14 protein-coding genes are annotated in these 18,967 nt (G+C 58.7%); 5 read left to right on the top strand and 9 right to left on the bottom strand.

Annotated features, from left to right (window positions below; translation table 11 throughout):
• Positions 1 to 22: 22 nt before the first annotated feature.
• From AAF358_05525 to AAF358_05510, 4 genes are all read right to left on the bottom strand, one after another.
• Positions 23 to 1,009 (bottom strand): NADPH:quinone reductase, encoded by a 987-nt coding sequence (locus AAF358_05525; GenBank protein ID MEM7704990.1) that lies wholly within the window; start codon positions 1,007 to 1,009, stop codon positions 23 to 25.
• Between the two features lie 16 nt (positions 1,010 to 1,025).
• Positions 1,026 to 1,790, bottom strand: coding sequence for an SDR family oxidoreductase (locus AAF358_05520; protein MEM7704989.1), 765 nt, complete (start codon positions 1,788 to 1,790; stop codon positions 1,026 to 1,028).
• Between the two features lie 33 nt (positions 1,791 to 1,823).
• Positions 1,824 to 4,226, bottom strand: a complete 2,403-nt coding sequence (locus tag AAF358_05515; GenBank protein MEM7704988.1) for a TonB-dependent receptor — start codon at positions 4,224 to 4,226, stop codon at positions 1,824 to 1,826.
• A 113-nt stretch (positions 4,227 to 4,339) separates the two neighbouring features.
• Positions 4,340 to 6,328, bottom strand: coding sequence for a sulfotransferase (locus AAF358_05510; GenBank protein ID MEM7704987.1), 1,989 nt, complete (start codon positions 6,326 to 6,328; stop codon positions 4,340 to 4,342).
• A gap of 83 nt (positions 6,329 to 6,411) precedes the next feature.
• On the opposite strand from AAF358_05510, the gene AAF358_05505 reads away from it, so the two are divergent.
• From AAF358_05505 to AAF358_05490, 4 genes are all read left to right on the top strand, one after another.
• Positions 6,412 to 7,335: a LysR substrate-binding domain-containing protein gene (locus AAF358_05505; GenBank protein ID MEM7704986.1), complete on the top strand. Its 924-nt coding sequence runs from the start codon at positions 6,412 to 6,414 to the stop codon at positions 7,333 to 7,335.
• A 95-nt stretch (positions 7,336 to 7,430) separates the two neighbouring features.
• Positions 7,431 to 8,345, top strand: coding sequence for a 3-keto-5-aminohexanoate cleavage protein (locus AAF358_05500; protein ID MEM7704985.1), 915 nt, complete (start codon positions 7,431 to 7,433; stop codon positions 8,343 to 8,345).
• Positions 8,342 to 8,770, top strand: coding sequence for an acyl-CoA thioesterase (locus tag AAF358_05495; GenBank protein MEM7704984.1), 429 nt, complete (start codon positions 8,342 to 8,344; stop codon positions 8,768 to 8,770). Before AAF358_05500 ends, AAF358_05495 begins: the two co-directional genes overlap by 4 nt.
• Before the next feature lie 45 nt (positions 8,771 to 8,815).
• Positions 8,816 to 9,874: a TauD/TfdA family dioxygenase gene (locus tag AAF358_05490; GenBank protein ID MEM7704983.1), complete on the top strand. Its 1,059-nt coding sequence runs from the start codon at positions 8,816 to 8,818 to the stop codon at positions 9,872 to 9,874.
• Positions 9,875 to 10,004: 130 nt separating this feature from the next.
• Here AAF358_05490 and AAF358_05485 read toward each other — a convergent pair whose 3' ends face one another.
• Complete coding sequence (locus AAF358_05485; GenBank protein ID MEM7704982.1) at positions 10,005 to 10,748, bottom strand: AraC family transcriptional regulator; 744 nt, start codon at positions 10,746 to 10,748, stop codon at positions 10,005 to 10,007.
• A 23-nt stretch (positions 10,749 to 10,771) separates the two neighbouring features.
• A complete protein-coding gene (locus AAF358_05480; protein ID MEM7704981.1) occupies positions 10,772 to 11,314 on the bottom strand; it encodes a hypothetical protein in 543 nt (180 codons plus the stop codon).
• A gap of 417 nt (positions 11,315 to 11,731) precedes the next feature.
• Between AAF358_05480 and AAF358_05475 the strand changes: the two genes are divergently transcribed.
• On the top strand, positions 11,732 to 14,155 hold the full coding sequence (locus AAF358_05475) for a TonB-dependent receptor (GenBank protein MEM7704980.1): 2,424 nt from the start codon (positions 11,732 to 11,734) through the stop codon (positions 14,153 to 14,155).
• Positions 14,156 to 14,253: 98 nt separating this feature from the next.
• On the opposite strand, the gene AAF358_05470 is transcribed toward AAF358_05475, so the two are convergent.
• The 3 genes from AAF358_05470 to AAF358_05460 all read right to left on the bottom strand — a co-directional run bounded on the left by AAF358_05470 (position 14,254) and on the right by AAF358_05460 (position 18,967).
• Positions 14,254 to 15,105, bottom strand: a complete 852-nt coding sequence (locus AAF358_05470) for an SDR family NAD(P)-dependent oxidoreductase (GenBank protein ID MEM7704979.1) — start codon at positions 15,103 to 15,105, stop codon at positions 14,254 to 14,256.
• 199 nt (positions 15,106 to 15,304) lie between these two features.
• The gene (locus tag AAF358_05465) at positions 15,305 to 17,773 is read right to left on the bottom strand and encodes a TonB-dependent receptor (GenBank protein ID MEM7704978.1); all 2,469 of its coding nucleotides are present in this window, start codon (positions 17,771 to 17,773) and stop codon (positions 15,305 to 15,307) included.
• A 132-nt stretch (positions 17,774 to 17,905) separates the two neighbouring features.
• Positions 17,906 to 18,967 carry a FecR domain-containing protein gene (locus AAF358_05460; GenBank protein MEM7704977.1) on the bottom strand — a complete coding sequence of 354 codons (1,062 nt, stop codon included), beginning with the start codon at positions 18,965 to 18,967 and terminating at the stop codon, positions 17,906 to 17,908.

The raw sequence follows: 18,967 nt of genomic DNA, 5'->3' as shown, positions 1-18,967 counted from the left end.
GCTCCTCGCGATAAGCGCCCGGCTAATCGAGAGATACAACAACACACCCGCGAAAGCCGCCGGTTTCGATCAGCTCATGGCTCCTGGCGATTTCCTCGAGCGGCACAACATGTGACACACGATGAGTGAGCGAATTCGCCTCGAGCGCCGCAGTGATGTCGGTGATAGCGTGCTGTTTGGCCGGTTCAGGCATCGCGTAAACGATCACGATTTCGATATCGAGATCCATGTAAAGCATCTGGAAAAAAGGCAGCTTGGGCTCGGGGTCCTGCACCGATGAATAGGTCGCGATCACGCCACTGGTTCGGATGCAGTTCAACACCTCAGGAAGGTTAACGCCAAACTCTACGTCGATCACGCGATCGACCGGCTTTCCGTCGTTCACGCTGAGTACCGTCTCGGCCCACCCGGACTCACGGTGATTGACGATCGCATGAGCGCCCGCCTGCCGACAGCTTTCGGCATCGACATCGGAGCTGGCGGTGGCAATCACGCGCGCGTTCGCCTGCTTTGCCCACTGGATGGCGTAATGCCCGACTCGGCCTGCACCACCGGTGATCAACAGAGTCTGGCCCTCAACGCCGCCATCGGCGAAAACGCAGCGATGCGCCGTCATGCAGGGGATCCCCAGACACGCGCCGACCTCAAAGGAGGCACTATCGGGCAGCCTGACGGCTCGCGAGTCCTCGATTGTCAGGTATTCCGCAGCGGTGCCAAAGCGTCGCCCGTACTGGGCCTGATACAGCCAAACCCGCTCGCCGATCCGGCTACCGTCAACACCATCGCCGACAGCGGTGATGATTCCCGCACCGTCGCTGTGAGGAATCACGAAACCGCCGTCGAGAAGATTGGGGAACGAGCCGGCCCTTTTCTTGACGTCCGATGGGTTCACCCCGCTGGTGCTGATCTTCACCAGCACCTCGCCGGGATTGGGGGTCGGGTCGGCCTGGTCACCGATCGTCAGGACGTTCGCCGCTGGGCCGAACTGGTCAAACCACGCTGCTTTCATGGGCTCCTTCCAAAAACTAATCGAACCAGTTGGACAAGGACTCGGTATGTCCATCGACCCCGATGGCCTGCCCAGAGATCTTGGCGCCTTCGCGGGAGCAGAGAAAGCTCGCTAGCGCGGCGACGTCTTCTGCCTCTACGAAGCAACGCAGGGACGACTGGCGCTCGTAGATACGGCGAATTTCTTCAGGTGTCTGGCCGCGCTCGGCTGCATCGCGCTCAATCACGGCATCGATGCGGGGCCCGGAGACGCTGCCCGGACAAATGGCGTTCACGCGTATGCCTTCGGCGCCCAGCTCCATCGCTAGCGTTTTGGTCATCCCCACGAGGCCCCACTTGGACGCCGCATAGGCAAGGCGGAGAGGAAACCCGAAATAAGCGGCATTTGAGGCGATGAAGATGATGGACCCACTGGCGCTTTTTCGAATCATCGGAATAGCACGGCGCAGGCAGTAGAACTGTCCGCTTAAGCTGACGGCGATCGTCCGGTCCCACGCCGCTGGCTCGATGTCTTCTGCCGGTGCCGTGGGGCCGGCAATCCCCGCGTTGTTTACCAAAATATCGAGCTGGCCGTACCGTTCGACAATGTCGTCAAAAACGCGGTCCACGTCCGCAACGTCTGCCACATCGCCAGCTGATGCCGTGATTTGATCGGTCTCGGCCTGCAACGCCGCAATGGCGTCCAGATCGACGTCACAAACGTGGACTCGATGACCGTCAGCAGCGAACCGCCTGGCCATTTCGCGCCCGATGCCGGTTGCGCCCCCAGTGACGAGGACCACCGGTGAATTGCCCGAATACCCCATCAGCCGAGGTCAGAACCTCATGCTCATTCGCAGGCCAACCGACAGCGGCCGGTTGGCCACCACCCGTTGATCGCCGCCGCGGTTGTATCGAGTGAGCTCAGCATTCTCGTCCGTCGCGTTGTTGATGTAGAGATCGAACTGCATATCGCCGACCGTCACCCCGCCGGAAAGATTGAGTATGCCGTAGCTGTCCTGCTCAACGCGGTCAGCGATGAACAGGCCGTTGAACGAATCATCGGTCCAGCTCCACGCGGCCTGAAAATATGCGTCGTTCCCACCGAACGTAAACTCGTTTCTCGAGATCGCGGTGTATTTGAGGTCGGGAGTAAACGGCAGATCCGTGCCGTCCGGCGCCACGGGCGTGGTGTCCGTTGACCCGACAAAAAAGTCCTCGGCAAGCTCGGCTTGGTTGTAGGAGAAGCCGCCCGACAACGTCCAGCTATCAGAGACCGCCCACTGAATATCACCTTCAATGCCGGCGATGTCGGCGCCGCCCGTGTTGGCGGTCAGGCCGAGGAACGACCCAAAGCTCTCCACGTCGAAGCGCGTTAGCTGGAGGGCGTCCCAGTCCATGATGTAGGCCGCGCCGTTAAACCGGGCCCGGCCGTCTGCAAAGGTGGTTTTCCAGCCGATCTCATAGTTTTTGATGAAGTCAGGCTCATACACCTGAGGAATCACCGGGCTGGGTTCTCGATTGATGCCGCCGGGCCGGAATCCTTCGGAGTAGGTGAAATAGACCATCACGTCGTCGTTGAATCGATACGTAAGGTTGCCCTTCCACGTGAAGTCATCCAGCTGGGCTTCCAGTCCACCGCCGCAATCGGTGCTGGTTCCGGTGCCGTTGCCGATGCGGTTACCGTCGGCAGGGTCGAAGCAGCTGAATCTCGAGCCCACAAACCCAGAGAGCACGTCGTCGGTCTCAAACCAGCGCCCGCCGAGCGTGGCCGACAGCTGATCGGTGATGTCAAACGTCAGCTCGCCGTACGCCGCAAACTCCTTGTTGTCACGGACCTGGTTCGTGGCAAAGTAGAGGTCTTCGCGCCCCTGAACATTGCGATCCAGCGGAATATCGTTGCCTTCAGGGATCGTTGGAATCACCCACTGATTGAAGTACTCGTGCTGATCGTCTGTGTGAAACAGGCCGGCGATCCACCGGATGCGCTGGTCTTCCTTGGACTGCAGCCGAAGTTCGAAAGACGAGCGCTCAAAGGTGCTGTCGTTCTCATACTGGATGCGTGGATCGGTGCAGTTGCCGAAGTCGTAGTAAACGCAGGTGTAGTAGTACTCGATGTAGGTCGAGTACTCGGAGTATTGCGTGTAGTCGATGTCGTAGTCGACCTCTCGATCGAGGTAAGAGCCTGAGAACGTCAGGTCGGCAAACCCGAGATCACCGCGCACGGAAAGCCCAAGCTGTACCCACTGGTCCTCATAGTTATCCTGGAAAAATCGCTCGACCCGCCCCTGGCCCGGCCCGCCCGCATCCGGCTGATCGGCGAAGACGCCGTCGGACTCCTGCGACTGTGCCATCGCGGTGACTGTGGTGGTCCAGGATTCGTTCAGGTCGATGCCGAGAGCCGCTCGCGCGCCGGCGTTGGTCAGCGAGTTGTAGTCATCCTCCACCGTGTTCAGGTTGGGATTGGCATTGCCGAAGTTGGAGACCGTAAGACCGCTTTGAGAGAAGGTCAGGGACGAGGGCACCACGTCGATCCAGCCGCCGTCTTCGATATACCAGCTAACAACACGCAGCGCGACGTTGTCGGACAAGGGAATGTTGGCAAAGCCTTCCGCTGAGTACCCCAGGTCTCCGTCTTTAACGGTCGATACCCCGAGGTCAAAACCGGCTTCGTACTCACTGGGGTCGGGGCGATTGGTGATGATTCGCAGGGCGCCGGCCTGGGAGTTGGCGCCGTACAGCGTGCCCTGGGGGCCCGGCAGCGTTTCGATGCGCGCTACGTCGTAAATGTGTACGTCGAGGTTGCGCCCGATCGCGGTAACCGGCTGGTCATCGAGATACAGCGCGACGCTCGGGGTGGTCCCCGAGAAATTCCCGTCGCCGCCGTCAGAAACGCCACGCATGTAGATCTGCGCCTGGCCTGGCCCGAACTGCTGCGCTGACACGCTGGGCAGGAACTGAAAGTAGTCGGAGAAGTCCGTGATGTTGAGCTGCTCGATCAGCTGCTCGCCCAGCACGTTGACGCTCACCGGAACGTCCTGCAGGTTCTCCTCCCGCTTCTGTGCCGTGACCACAACTTCTTCGAGTACCTGAGCCTGCGAGTTGCCGGCGCTGAAAAGCAGTGCGCCTGCGGCGACGGAGGCAACCCAAGATGAAGGTGCTAACGCGGACCGGATGCCTCTGGCAATAGGGCGTTGCTGCGGAAAAACAGAATCACGGCTCTTACGACGGACGGTCATGGCAATACCTCGATCGCTAAAAAGGGGCGCTCTTCAGACGCCTGCATGGTCAATTTAAATCAACTGAAAAGCCTACTACAAAGGAATTAAAGTCAATCAAGCGTTAGTTTTTCTCAACTATACAGGCCTCCCAGCGCCTCTTTAAGAGACCCCAGGTGGTTTTCGTAGTGGCGCCACTGTTCCACCGATTTGCGATAGATGGGCTGTCGCACCTGTTCGGAGCTTGCGGTGCGTACGTCTCTCGCAGTGCGGTAGAACTCCAGGCACTGCGGCTCAAACGCCAGCCCGCAATGGGCCAGGAGCCGCCGGGTCTCTGCTTCGGTGTCGGCGACGACGTTTTCATAGTTGACACGCAGCACGTGCCCCGGCAGCACGCGATCCCAGTGCTCCATGAATTTGACGTAGTCTGCGTAGTACCGGCCAACCTCCTGAAGGCTGTAGCTGAAGTTCTGGCCGCTGGCAAAGAGCTGCTTGAACGCGCTGAAGCAGCACGCCATGGGGTGCCGGCGCGCATCGATGATCTTGGCGTTCGGCAAAATGGCGTGGATCAGTCCGACGTGCGCAAAGTTGTTCGGCATTTTGTCAATGAAGTAGGGCGTGCCGGATCGGTGAACCTGGGTTCGTTCCAGATACTCCCGTCCCAGGGCGGCCAGCTCGCCGGCGCTTAGGCTGGCCAGAATGTGTGGGTATTCAGACGTATCTTCGCGCGACTTCTTCCCGCTGAGCCGGCGCGCCATGGAAATGATGTCCGGCAGTTCCATCGTGCCTTCGACCAGACTGTGGCTGGCCAGAATCTGCTCCAGCAGCGTGGATCCAGCGCGAGGCAGGCCAACAATAAAGATCGGTGAATCGGAAGGATCGCCGACTGGGCCCTGGCTGCTCAAAAAACTGGCCGAGAAAAAGTCTGCGCTCTGCTGCAGGTTGCTGCTGTGCTCGTCCGCGTTCCAGCGAACGGTGCGGCGCCGAGCAGCGTTGCCTCGAAGATAGTGAGCAAAAGACTCGTCGTAGCGACCTCTGTCTTCCAGCGCCTTGCCCAGCGCAAACGACAGGTGAAACAGATCCTCGACCGAACGGGGTCCTTCCGCCAGAACCTTTTGCATGCCCTCGATTTCGGCATCCTCGAACTCAAAGGTCTTCAAATTCGCCAGGCTCCAGTAGGCCTCCCCAAGCGACGGCGCCAGCGTTGTGGCCTCGCGATAGGCGCGGACCGCATCGGCCTGCTGGCCGACGGTCTTAAGCACGTGGCCGAGGCTCAGCTGGGTGCGCGGTTGGCTGGGGTACAGCTTGAGAACCTGGCGGTAGATATCGATCGCCTGCGTGGGTTCCTGAACGCGCGCGAGAATTGAGGCCTTCAGCAGGAGATGGGTCGGCCGATGCGGCTCGGCTGCAATCAGCGTGTCGAGCTCATGGAGCGCGTCTTCATAGCGAAACTTCTTGAAAAGCAGGTTGGCATAGTTGTGTCGCGCCATGTGAAAGTCGGGCGCAAGCTCAAGGCAGCGAAGCAGCAGCTTCTCCGCGTCGTCCAGGCGACCAACTCGAATTCCGACGTCGGCGAGCAGCCTTATGGCTGAAACGTCTGTCGGATGCTGTTTCAGGTGCTCGCGACACAGCTGCTCTGCTTCGGCAAGCTTGCCGCGACGTAGCGCCTCCCCCGCCCGCGCCACCGTTGGATTGTGTGCCGTAAGACTCAGCTGCTTCAGGTAGGCTTCATGCCCTGCACTTTCGTCCCCCTGTTCGATACGAACATCACCGAGGGCTTTCCAAGCCCCGGCAAGGCGATCGTCGAGGGCCAACGCTGATTCCAGCGCGGTCTCGGCATCTTCCCAGCGGCCACCGGCCATCAGAGCCAGCCCAAGCTCTTCGAAAGCTGGTGCAAAACCCGGTTCATCCTCGACCAGGCCATCCAGGGACTGGACTGCCTCATCAACGCTGCCCTGGCGTCGGGCCGCCATGGCGGCGAGCAGGCGGGCATTCTTTTCAGCGGGATGGGTCTTGAGAATTTCGAGAGCCCGACGCTGGGCCTGGGCTGGATCATCTCGCAGGAGCTCGAAGGCCTGTCGCAATGCGATCACCACATCGCTGACGGGCTCCTGTCCTGACATCGGTGCGCTGTCCATTGTGTGAATATTGACACGAGGAGAATCCACGCAGCAAACTCGGTCGGCGAAGAGCGAGGTCCTCCACAATGCGCTCACGAATTCCGTCCCTAAACGCTCTGCGTACGTTTGAGGCTGCTGCAAGAGCCGGGAGCTTCAAAGCTGCGGCGGATGAGCTGTGTGTGTCGCACTCGGCCGTGAGCCACCAGATTAAACAGCTGGAACATGAGCTCGGTGTTGAGCTGTTCCTGCGCAAGCCTCGCGCCGTCGAGCTGACGCGGCTGGGGCATGCGCTGTACCCCGTCTTACGCGATGCCTTTGACCGGATTGCTGAGGGAACAGATTTCATCCTCAGCGCCAAGTCGCATTCGACGATCACTTTGCAGGTTTATTCCACCTTTGCCATTCGTTGGCTGATACCGCGCTTACCCGACCTGGGTCGTCAGCATCCCGACCTGCGAATCCGTCTCCACACGTCTCAGTCCGACGTGGATTTCGAACATGAGGACGTTGATCTGTGCGTGATGATCGGCCGGCGGTCCAGCGCGTCGCTGCGGTATGACTATCTCTTCTCCACCCGCATTTTTCCGGTTTGCAGTGCTGAGATGATGGATTCGTACTCGCTGGCGGAGAGCCCGCGAATGCTGGCCAAGGCGCCCATCCTACAGGTTTATCCGTCGCGCCGGGACTGGTGGTTCTGGCTGCAGCAAAACGACGTAGAGGGCGTTGATCCCGATGCAGGTCAACAGTTTGACAGTTACGATCTTGCCATGAATGCGGCCAAACAGGGCATCGGTGTCGCGCTGGGGATGGAGCCGTTTGTCAATAGCGATATGGCCGTCAACCAGCTGCTCGAACCCTATCCGGATCGGCGGATTTTCACTCCCAACGACTGGTACCTGGTTTGTCGCGACGAGAAATACGAGCGGTCTGATGTGGCAAGCGTACGAGAGTGGCTGTTGACCCAGGTTGCACTGGATGAGTCAATGCTGATGAGCCGGACAACTTTATAGACGGAGTCTAAACGTTTGGCCTGCAATGATTCGCGGCGAAAAAAGATTCCTGAGCTAACGCGTCGGTTACGCACGATCCGAAGAAAACAATAAATATGAACCAAGACGTCATCATTACCTGCGCCGTCACCGGCTCCGGCGACACCGCACACAAGCATCCCGATCTGCCGAAATCACCCAAGCAAATCGCCGATGCGGCTATCGAAGCAGCAAAGGCAGGCGCAGCAGTCGCGCACATACATGTTCGCGAGCCCGACACCGGTGCTCCGAGCCGCCGAGTGGAGCTCTATGTTGAAGTTGTCGATCGCATCCGCGACAGCGCAACCGACGTAATCATCAACCTCACCACCGGCATGGGGGGTGACCTTTGGCTGGGCCCGGACGACGCCCCGCTCAACTTTGCCAACGAGACCGACTGCGTGGGGCAGATGGAGCGGATGGCTCATGTTGAGGCGACGCTGCCTGAAATCTGCACGCTCGACTGCGGATCGTTTAACTATCTCGGCGGCAACTATGTTTATGTCGGCACCCAGGACATGGTTGAGATGGGCGCCAAGCGCTGCCAGGAGCTCGGCGTTAAGCCGGAGCTGGAGGTGTTCGACACGGGTCAGCTGTGGTTTGCCAAGCACATGATTGAGCAGGGGCTGATCGACGCGCCGCCGCTCTTTCAGATTTGCCTCGGCATTCCCTGGGGCGCACCCGCAACAACCAACGTCTTTCAGTGCATGGTGAACGAGCTGCCCGACGACTGTAACTGGGCGGGGTTTGCGATCGGCCGCATGGAATTTCCGATGGTTGCACAGGCCGTGGCATTGGGCGGCAACGTGCGCGTGGGTCTTGAAGATAATCTTTATCTTAAGAAGGGCGTGCTCGCTTCCAATGCACAGTTGGTTGAGCGCGCCGTCGACATCGTGGAATCTATGGGCGCGCGGGTGCAGGCACCGGCGGAAGCGCGGGCGTCGCTGGGGCTTAAGGTGCTCGAACACCAGCACATCGGGGCTGCCGGATGATTTCGGTTCACCGAGGCGTCGCGCATCCTTGGCAGTGCGACGTGCTGGGCCACCTGACCACAAGATACTACGTCAGTATGTTCGACGACGCTTCGTATCATTTTCTTTATGAGACCTTCGGATGGGTTGGTGCGAGCGACGATGCCGGGAAGCTTGGCTGGGTCGACGTGAACCACAATATTAACTATCAGGTTGAGGTACGCGCCGGCGATTTGCTGGAAATTAGCGCTGAGCTCACGAAAGTCGGCGGCAAGTCGATAAAAGCGAGCTACCAAATGAAAAACTTGCGATGCGGCGAGGTCTCCGCGACGCTGGATGCCGTTTATGTACTTTTCGATCTTGAGGAGCGCACAGCGGTGCCGATCGACGACAAGCTGCGAGCTCAGGCGACGGCCGCGCTGACGGGCGGCGATGAGTCCGCCTGAGGTGGTCGTCGAGCGGCAACAATAGAGGTACGACAGACTATGAGTGTGACCGCAGAACTAATGCAGCCGCTGCCCGACGTGATCGAGCCGCGTTGGTGGACCGGCGAGCCGGCCTTGCCCGTCGAGTCGTTTACGATCGACTGCTCGCCCTACGCGATGGACGAGTCCACGCTCGAACCCGAGGGTGAGCTGGCGCAGCGTATGAAGCAGGCGTTTAGCGAGGTCGGGCTGGTGCACCTGGTCAACACCCGGCTGACCGAACTGCAGGACATGCGGCGCTTCGCCAAACTCATCGTCGACAAGGAGATGCATTACAAAGGCGGCGCTAATCCTCGTGACAACATCGAAGCAAACGTTTACGACGTCGGTGCGCCGCTCAATGCTTGGCTCCACTATCACCACGAGATGGCGTACGTGTCACACAGCACGCGCATGCTCGGATTCCTCTGCCACAAGGCGGTGCAGGACAAGGGCTACACCTTTGTCTCGGACAACCTGCAGGCCACTGACGCAATCCTCAAGACCGAGTTTGGACAGAAGCTGAAGGAGCTTGGCCTCTGCTACCATCGCGACCTGACCGACCGGGATCACTTTGCTGGCACGGAGCAGATCGGCGTCTACAATCACTGGCAAAAGTCGATGCTCACCGACGATCCGGATGAGGCGATTGCCATGGCAAAGTCTCGGAATCTGGAGGTCGAGTGGGGGCCCAATCGCCTCCTCAAAACGCGCTATTACATCTCCGCGTTCGAGCACTTTCCGCAGCTCGATCGAAACGTGCTCTACAGCAGCATTGCGGACGACGGCATGTGGTTTGACTCCTGGCCGAAGGTGATGCACCTGCCGTATGAACAGCGCCCGCTACGACTGACTTTTGGTGATCTGACTGAAATGACGCGTGAGGAAAAGGCGCTTTTTGTCGACATCTACGATCGCTTCGGTATCCCGATCAAGTGGAATGTCGGCGACGTCGCGATCGTGTGCAACTACCGCTTCGCCCATGGACGTCCCGGTATTCACCTGAACGGTGAAGAAGAGCGCGAACTCGGCGTATTGATCGGCGAAGCATACACGCGGGTTGGCGATTTGCCTGGCAAGTGGTGACGCTGGCGGTCGGTGAATTTGGGTTGCCTGTCGTCTCAAAGCTTGAGCCCCAAAAAGCTGATAGTGAGGGTATAGATGTCCGGACCTTACTTGACAATGGCAACCGGCTTTTCGGCAACGGGTCTCCGCTTTAGGTTCGGCGACTACGTTGCTGCAGCGCGGAGGGCGTCATCCCAAACATGCGCTTAAAAGTCCGGCTCATATGGGCTGCGTCCGAGAAGCCGGCTTCCACCGCCGCCGCCGAGAGGTCCACACCGTTTACGATCGATGTCGCGGCGCGCTGCAGCTTCAGCCAAAGGAGATAGGGCCGAAGGGGAATCCCAACCGAATCGGTGAAGACGTGCATCAGGCGTGCCGGTGAGAGGCTTACGCGGGCAGCGAGCGCTGTGAGTGAGGTGTCGATCTCCGCGTCATCACGCAGGGCGCTTAACAAACTGTGTAGGCGAGGATGCATGTGTGGAGGCGCCATAGGCGCGGCTAGCATGTCCCGCGCGCGTTCCATGAACGCATCGAGGTCCTCGCGCCCAGGCGTGTCGGGTAGTCCCGCGAGCAAGGTCCGGCGTTCACCATCCGAGATGAGCCGAGCGCTACCCTCAAACGTTGCTCGCAGGCTGGCACCGTCGACTGACTCGGGGTCCCAGAAAGCGAGCACCACAACCAGTCCGCCGGCTTTAACCGCATGACTGACATCCGGCGCAGTGAGGACCCCGGGCGCGTGGTGCGTGTCGTCCCCGACCTCCACCTGCATGTCCCCACTGCGCGCGAGCAAGAGGTGCATCGTGTGGTGCGCGTGTGGCGAGCTTTCGTCGCCTGGCGTCTGCGCCGCGAGGCGCGAGGGCCAGATCGTAAAGGGCGCTGCGTCGGGGAGCTGCATGCTCAGAATATAGCAGGAGCGCGTCAGGCTACGGCGACGGCCGAGGTTCGAGACTGCAGGGCTCCGGTCGCCATCAGTGCCCAGCCGATGAAGAAAAGCTGGAGCGGGACGCGAAACCATAGGTACGCGGTTCCATGACCGCCCAGCCCAACCTGGGCAACTGCCGAGTAGATGTTTGCCGGCAGCAGCGCCAGTAAAAACGCGGCGAGGGCCCAACCGAGCCACGGCATGGGCCGAGCGACACGCGACAGAAGGAGCGCGGCGGCGATGAGCTCGATCACACCCGTCACGTAGACCGCCGTCACGCGGCCCGGCATGAACGGCGGCAGCATCTGCACCATCGCCTCGGTTGAAACGAAGTGGGCGACGCCCGTTAGGACGAACATCGCCGCCAGCGCGACGCGGGCAGCACGTATGCCTGGGTCCGATTGATACCGAACACCGGTCCAGGCACGGGCGACAGCGTAGGCGACTAACAGGGCAAAGAAGGGAGCCATGATCAGTTCTCCAATAGGGGGTTTGTTGGAGACCATCGTATTGACCAGCGCCCATTTCCGCTTGAACAAACTGGCTGACCTTGCCCCTGCAGGGCCTCGTCAGAATTGGGTAAGCGTCTCGTCGTCCTGGGTCCCGAGATCTACGAATCAAACCGACGGGCCCTGGCACTTGGTCCTGACCCCAAAGATCGACAACGCCAGCGCCCACGTTGGGTGACGAAATCGTAGCCCCTGGCTTAGGAAAAGCGATCAAAGAAAGGCTGGGGGAGTGCTGTCAGATCAACGTTCTCTGAGGTAATGCTCTCGGAAGCGAGTGGTCGCTCGAGTGTCCAAGACAGGCTTGGCCAAGCCAAATACGGATTTAGTCCCTTTGGGGATGAAATGAGCCTAGCCACAGGGCACTTGGCGTAAAACTCATATTGATATAATAATATAACATTTGACACAGGCCTATTTGTCGGCTGCCAACTGGAGGGAATGGGAGAAATGCGTGAATCAGTAGGTTTTCAGCGGTTTATCTTTGCGTCGGCAGCTACGCTGACCATCGGGTTTTCGCCTGGGACGGGAGTTGCCCAGCAAAACGACGAATCGAACGACAGCAGCCTCGAAATGGTTGTTGTGACCGCGCGCAAGCGCAGTGAGAGCATTCAGGACACGCCGATTGCGATCAGTGCATTCGGGAACCAAGAGCTGCGGGCCGCAGCCCACGACAACATTGTCGACGTCTCGAGAGCCGCGCCAGGCCTATTTATCGAAACCGTCAACAGCATTCCCGCCCGGGTGGATGCCTCACCTCGGTTTCGTGGTGTTACCTTCGAAAGCACGAGTCCGCTGCAGCGAACGGGTAGCATCTTTATCGATGGCATCTTGGTGTCAGGCGGGATTCAGAGCATTGGCGTGCAGGAGCTTGAGCGGGTAGAGATCATCAAAGGTCCGCAATCGGCCTTGTTTGGCCGCAATACGTTTTCCGGCGCGATCAACTACGTAACCAAGCTGCCCAGCGAAGAATTCCAAGGAAATCTCTCGGTACTGGGAGCTTCTCGTGGTGAATATCGGTTCAGCGCCAGCGCGGAGGGAAGCCTCTCAGACACCTGGACTGGGCGTGTCAGCGCGAGTTTTTCTAACAAAGACGGCCACTACAACAATTCCATCGTGCCTGGTCAGGATCTGGGTGACGAGGAAAGCGCATCAATCAGCGGCACGCTGGTTTTCGAGCCAAACGACGATTTTCGCCTTCGGCTGCGTGGCAACTACTATGAAGACGACGACGGACCTGCTGCGGTGGTTCTCGGCGCCGGTTTTGCCGACCATAACTTTGGCGGATTTCCCCTGGGTGACGGTTTCACGGAAACGGCGTTCCGCGGAACCGTGCCGGTTCCTGATGCCAGTGCCATCGGTCTGGACACCGGACGGGACATCTTCGACCTCGTAACCGGAGCGGCTTTGAACGACGCCGCTGGGCGTTCGCCGACATTCCTAGGTCTGGATTTCGACGATCTGGGTGGATTCGGGATGGTCCGCGAAGGCTACCGTGTCGCGGCGGATGCCAGTTACGCTTTTAACAACGGAATGACGTTGGAGTTTCTCACCGGGATCAACGAGGACGAGTTTTTCGTCATGACGGATTTCGAAGGTTCACCAGGACATGCCTTTACTACCACGGGTGGTCGCAAGGTCGAGGATTTCAGTTTCGAGGGCCGGCTGGCGGGAACCGCATTCAATGACCGGCTGGATTGGTCCGTTGGAGCGAACCGCATTGATATCGACGTCGAGAGCACCGGCGGCTTTTATGACGGTGTGCTCGGATTCTGGTTTCCCGGCGTTTTCGAAGCCCCCGCTGTTACCAGCGCCGAGACCACCGGCCTTTTTGCCACCGCGGACTGGGCCTTTAACGATCAGTTCACTCTGATTCTGGAGGCGCGGTATCAGGAAGACGAAATTGCCGACGAAAACGTCAACGCGGGGCTGGCCACGCCCATTTCCCCCACGGTGTTCTACAGCTTTCTTCCGCGTGTCTTGCTGCAGTACCAGCCCAACGACGACACCATGCTGTACTTCAACTACAGCGAAGGCAATCTGCCTGGCGGATTCAATGACGAAGTAGGTGAGCTGGATGCGGCCCAGCTTGCAGAATTCCGCGCGCTGGTCCCCGGTGTCAGCACCTCTTTTGACGAAGAAACGCTGACCAACTATGAAATCGGCTGGAAGCAGACCACGCTTGACGGCGACCTGGCCTTCAACCTGGCGGTTTTCATGATGGAGCGAAGCGATCAGATCTTTTCTGGCTTTGAGCTGGTCAGCGACCCAGATGAGGTGAACGGCGTCCGGACCGTCGCGTTCACCGCTAACGGTGCAACGACCGACATCGAGGGATTCGAGCTCGATGCCACCTGGTTGCTGTCCGACAGATTTTCTCTCCAGGGTTCGCTGGCCTATGTGAACGCTGAAATCGCCTCGTTCCCGCCGGGCGCCAACTCCGGCGACTTTACCGCGGTGTTTGGGCCCGACGCGGATGTGACGGGCCAGACGGCGCCGCGCTTTCCCGAGTGGGCCGGTTCGTTGAGCGGTACCTACGAACGCCCAACTTCAATCTGGGGTGGCGGCGACTGGTATACGCGAGCCGATATCTTCTACACCGGCGAGTTTTTCGACGAGAACACGAACTTGGCGGTGCTGCCAGAGGCGTGGGATGTAAATCTCCGCACCGGCCTGCGAAAAGAAAATTGGTCTTTGGAGTTCTTCGTCACAAACCTGTTCGACGAAGATGCGCCTATCGCCGGCAACAACATCGCAGACACCAGTCTGGCGGTGCGTTTTGGCAGTGGCCTGTTCGATTTTAGTCGAGAGAGTGTCCACATCGGGCTTCGAGACAAGCGGCAGTTTGGCCTGCGCCTCGACTACCGGTTCTAGAGCAATCGAACGTCCCGCCCGGCTGCCGGGCGGGACGCAACCCGGCGGCTTTAAGCCGTAATGACAGCGTTTACCGCTAAGCTGGCACGACTCTTCGCCTAGGCGGCGTCGCGGCTCACCGCGTTCATAAGTTCTTCCTGCACCGCTATGTCGGTGATCAGCTTGGGCGCGGCCTTTTCTTTTCCGCCCACGATCAAGATGCCTGTCCTGCCGGCGCAAGCCGCTGGATCCGCGGCCGACACAATCTTGGCAGCCTGCACGCTGGGTTTTTTGAACAATAGCGGTGCCAGAAAGCTCAGTAACCCGGGCATTCCATCCCCGCCCTTGGTCATCTTTGTCGCCGTCGCGCCTGGGTCGATCGAACGGATAAGAATATTGTCCTGCTCCAAGCCATTGGCCATCGCGGCGCCCATAACCGTCAGAGCTGCTTTCGATTGCGCGTAGGCGCCGAAAAGGCCCTTAATCTTCTCTGGATTGGACAAGCCTTCCACGTCGAGCTTACGGACGCTATTGATCGCCGACGACGACATGGTGACCACCATTGTCGGCGTTTCGCCCGGCGCACGCCTCAGAGCGGGACGTAAGGCCTCGATCATTGCGTAGTTTGCCAGCACGTTGATCGCGTAATGGCTTTCGTGACCCTGAGCGCTGTTGACCCGATTCGTGGTGAGGACGCCGGCGATATTGTAAAGGGCGTCAATACGGGGGGGCGCGGCAAGAATCGTCGCCCCGGCTTTCCTTATGTGCTCAATATCCAGCAAATCGCACTGAACAGTGGTGATGGAAATCTCTGGATAGGCGGCGGCCAATACGCGCTTTTGCTCATCCGACTTTTCAGCGGAGCGATTGACGAGGATCAAGTTACAACCGCTGCCGGCGAGAATCTTGGCGATTTCCTCGCCAATGCCGCCTGTGGATCCGGTGATGACCACGGTTTGCGAGCCAGGCATGGCGTACTCCTTAAAACATCAGCAGCCTCAATTTCTTCAGGCGCCCCGATGGTAACGCAAGGTCGGAGCCTGCGAGAGACGAAATATTGCACAGCTCATGTGCGCCAACCGACCGGGTGAGCAACGCAGCCCGAGCCAGTGCACGTAGCCTGGAACACATGATCCGGTTGGACCTCAGATTGTCCCGCGACCCTAGTGTCTAAAAACTATATTGGGCGATCAGGCCAACGACGCGTCCTTCACCCACCCTGGCTCCTGGCGAAGTAATGTTGCCTCCGGCTGTCTGGTAAAGCTTGTCGGACAGATTGCGGGCGTAGGCGAAAACTGTCCAATTCGTTCTCTCGTAACCTACCCGGGCGTTCACCAACGTATAATTGCCGAACGATTCCTCGTTACCTGGCCCGGTGAAATACTCGTCCGTATAGCTGACGTCCGCACTGGCGTACCACCCACCTGGGAAATATTTCGTGGCACCAAAAGCAGCCGTAATGGGTGGCGCGTCCCCAAACTCATTACCGCTAAAGTCGGTGATGGCTCCCGCCGTTTCAACCACGTAGTCGGTGAACTCGGTATTCACGTAGGCCATCGATGCGAATAACTCAAGATCATCGGTTGGCCGCGCGGTGATGTCGAGTTCCGCACCATACAGACGCGACTCGCCGGCATTCACAGTGATAAACGAGAGAGGCAGCGCCTGCTGCGAAATCTGCTGATCTTCCCAGTCCATGCGGAAGACATTAGCGTTAAACGTGAGGCGATCATCGTTCCACTGAGATCGAAACGAAAATTCGTAGTTCCACGCATACTCCGCATCGAACTCGTAGGGACCAACACCAATCGCTTCCGATGAACCGCCGGGACGATAGCCCCGCTGCACGGAGAGACCAACCCGCACGTCATCGTTCACGTCATAACCCAGCGCGAGCTTGGGCAGAAAGGCCTCAAAGCTGGTTTGCCTATCCGGTGACACAGAAATACCTGAAGGCCCTCCGACCACACCAAGAATGGCCTCGGTGGCAGGTGGGTCATAGACGATCTCACTGGTCCGGTCGAATGCACCGTTTTCTTCCCAGTCGTAGCGCCCACCGATGGTGACATCCAATTTGGGGGTCACCTGGTATTCAAACTCTCCAAACAGCGCATAGTTTTCAGTCCTTCCCGTACCTGAACTACGGTTGTCGACCGAGCCTGCCGGTAACCCGATGGGAAATCCGGGGAAACCGAAGGAAGCCAAAAGCGCGTCGAGAAAGCTGTTTGGTGTAGCAATACGGTTCACACTGTTTTCGTCGACGTCGACGTAAAAAGCACCGACGACACCATTAACACGTTGGTTCGTGAAGTGGAGCCTGGCCTCGTGCTGAATACTCTCAACATTGGCAGAATCCAGTCTTGTTCCCCCGGGCGTGGGGCTGCCGTCGATATCTGTGAGAAATTTCCAGTCAGTTTCGTATCGGGTTGTTTCCCACGCTAACCGTGTGGACGGGTTGAACTCATAGTTCAACCTTAAGTTGGTTGACGCCTTGTCATTGATTCGTTCAGACTGGAAGTTCGGGTTGCTTTGCCGCGCGCCAAGCCCAAACTCGAGGTTGATAAAGTCGTCCCCGGCTTCAACGTCTGAAATCGTATGTTTCAGGATCGCGCTGAACCGGTCGGTGAAGTCGGCGCGCAGTCCAATACGCAACGTCTCGTCCTTCCTTTCATTGGCATCTCCACCGATTGTAAGGTTCTCAATCTCACCGTCGCTCTGTAGCGAAGTGCCGGCAATGCGAATGGCGAGTTTCTGATCAATAATCGGGGCATTGAATACGAATGCTCCGCCAAAGGTGTCATTGCTGCCTGCCTCTAAGCGCACTCTCCCTTCGGTAGCGTAAACAGGGTCGTTAGAGCGGAGGATAATCGCTCCGGCGAGAGCGTTACGTCCGGTCTGAGTGGACTGCGGACCGCGTAGAATTTCCACCTGGTCCAGGTCCCAGACGGAATAGGAGCCCAGAAACGTGGCTCGGTTTGAATTGGAGACGGTTTCGCCATCGACCGTGGTAGATACCGTGAGCCCACTGCCTGCGCCGCCGCCTGGTCCACGCTGACCGATACCGCGGATTCTAAACCCGGTTTCTCCTCCCAAGATGCCAACACCAGGCGCACGCTCGATCAGGTCATAGAGATCAGCATCCCCGCGCCTCTCCAGCTCTGCGCCGGAAGCAATCACAACGCTGGTCTGGGTGTTCTGAAGGGTACGGTCAAGCAGTTCTCCTTTAACGAGGATCTCTTCCACCGGCCGAGGGCGAACGGGCAGGGAGCTTGTTGCGCCCGAGTCTTCGCGGGCAACCTGTTCGATAATGAAGGATCCGGTCGCCGAAAGCCGAGCTGCGAGACCGGTCCCGCGGAGAATTCGATCAAGAGCCTGGGTAGCGGAGTAATTGCCCCGAACGACAGACGATTGCTTGCCTCGAACGATTGCATCCTCAGTCAGGACGCTGACACCAAACGCGTCAGAAATATCGACAAGCGCATCCCCAAGCGGCTGGGCCGGTATATTGATGCGCTTCGTCATTCCCAGCTCGGCGGCTTCCTGTGAACGGGCTGGCGTGCCGCCGAATGGCAAGGCCACTCCTATGAGGATAATAGCCAGTAGCCGCTTAACCCGTTGTTTTTGAAAGTGACTTTCCATTCACTGAACTCCCGGCTGCTTACAAATGCAATTACGTCTCAATGACATCTACAAACAAATGATTCGCGAGATGGAAAAATTGACACCCCAGCCGAAAAAAAAGCTGGGGGCGGGTCAGGCTCCGCTTCGCGCTTAGTTTCGTGAGCGCAGGACGATTCTGCTCGGATCCGTACGATCGACGGTTACCGGGAGCACTTCGGCGACTGAGAGCAGCAGGTTCTCAACCTCATGGCCTAGAAAGACACCGCGTATTTGACGGCCGTCCACGCCTGCTAGATCAGGTTCCACTTCGATAGGCACCGCCGAATAGCGGTTGGCGTCCGAGATCACCTCGGCCAGCGACGCACCGCGATACAACAAACGACCTTCGCGCCAAGCCGCCACACTCGCCCGATCAATTGTCACCCGGTCACCCAAGCCGGCGGCCGTGGTAGCGCTGATCGACTGCCCACTTGAAAGATTCTCTCTGCTGGTGATTGACGTGGATTGGCCGCCAATCATGAACGGATGCGAAACCTCCACTTGGCCTTCCGCAACGGTGATGCGGCTAATATCGCCGCTGCTGCGCACATCGAACGCCGTACCGAGGGCGGTCGCAGTGAGTCGGCCGACCGAGACTGCAAAAGGTCTTTCTGGATCTGGCGACACTTCAAAAAACGCTTCCCCGCGCACCAGTTCAATCTGGCGCCTGTTGTCGTCGAACGCCACTCGAATCTCGGTGTACGCGCCCAGCGTGACAACGCTGGCGTCGGAAAGGCTTACGCGGACCACCTCACCAATGCTGCTTGAGTGAGAGTTCACAACTGGTGGGACATCAACTTCAACCGCGGGCTCATGTTTGAGCGCGGGCAAAATCAAAAGTACCACAATGGCGACAACCGCGGTGCTGGTAAGCGCGAGCTTAGTGCTCGTGTGACTGAAGGTCGACCATATTGTCTCTAGAACCCGATGAATGCGCTCCCGAAACGACAATTCATGTAGGTCGTCATCGAAGGCGTCGTTGGGAAGCGTCTTGATGGCCTCTCGATAGGTGATCACTCGATCGTATACGTCGGCATGCAGCGGACTCTGCGCTTGCCACACCTCAAAACGCCGTCGCTCCGCAACGGAGACGTTTGGATCCTCCAGCGCCACCATCCACTCGTGTGCCGCTTCCAAGATTTCTCGGGTTTCCTGCTTGAGTTCGTGCGCCAT

The sequence above is a fragment of the Pseudomonadota bacterium genome (assembly GCA_039033415.1).
Classification (GTDB): Bacteria; Pseudomonadota; Gammaproteobacteria; order Xanthomonadales; family SZUA-38; genus JANQOZ01.
The sequence above is the reverse complement of the archived record's forward strand: the minus strand, read 5'-3'. Positions and strand labels throughout refer to the sequence as shown.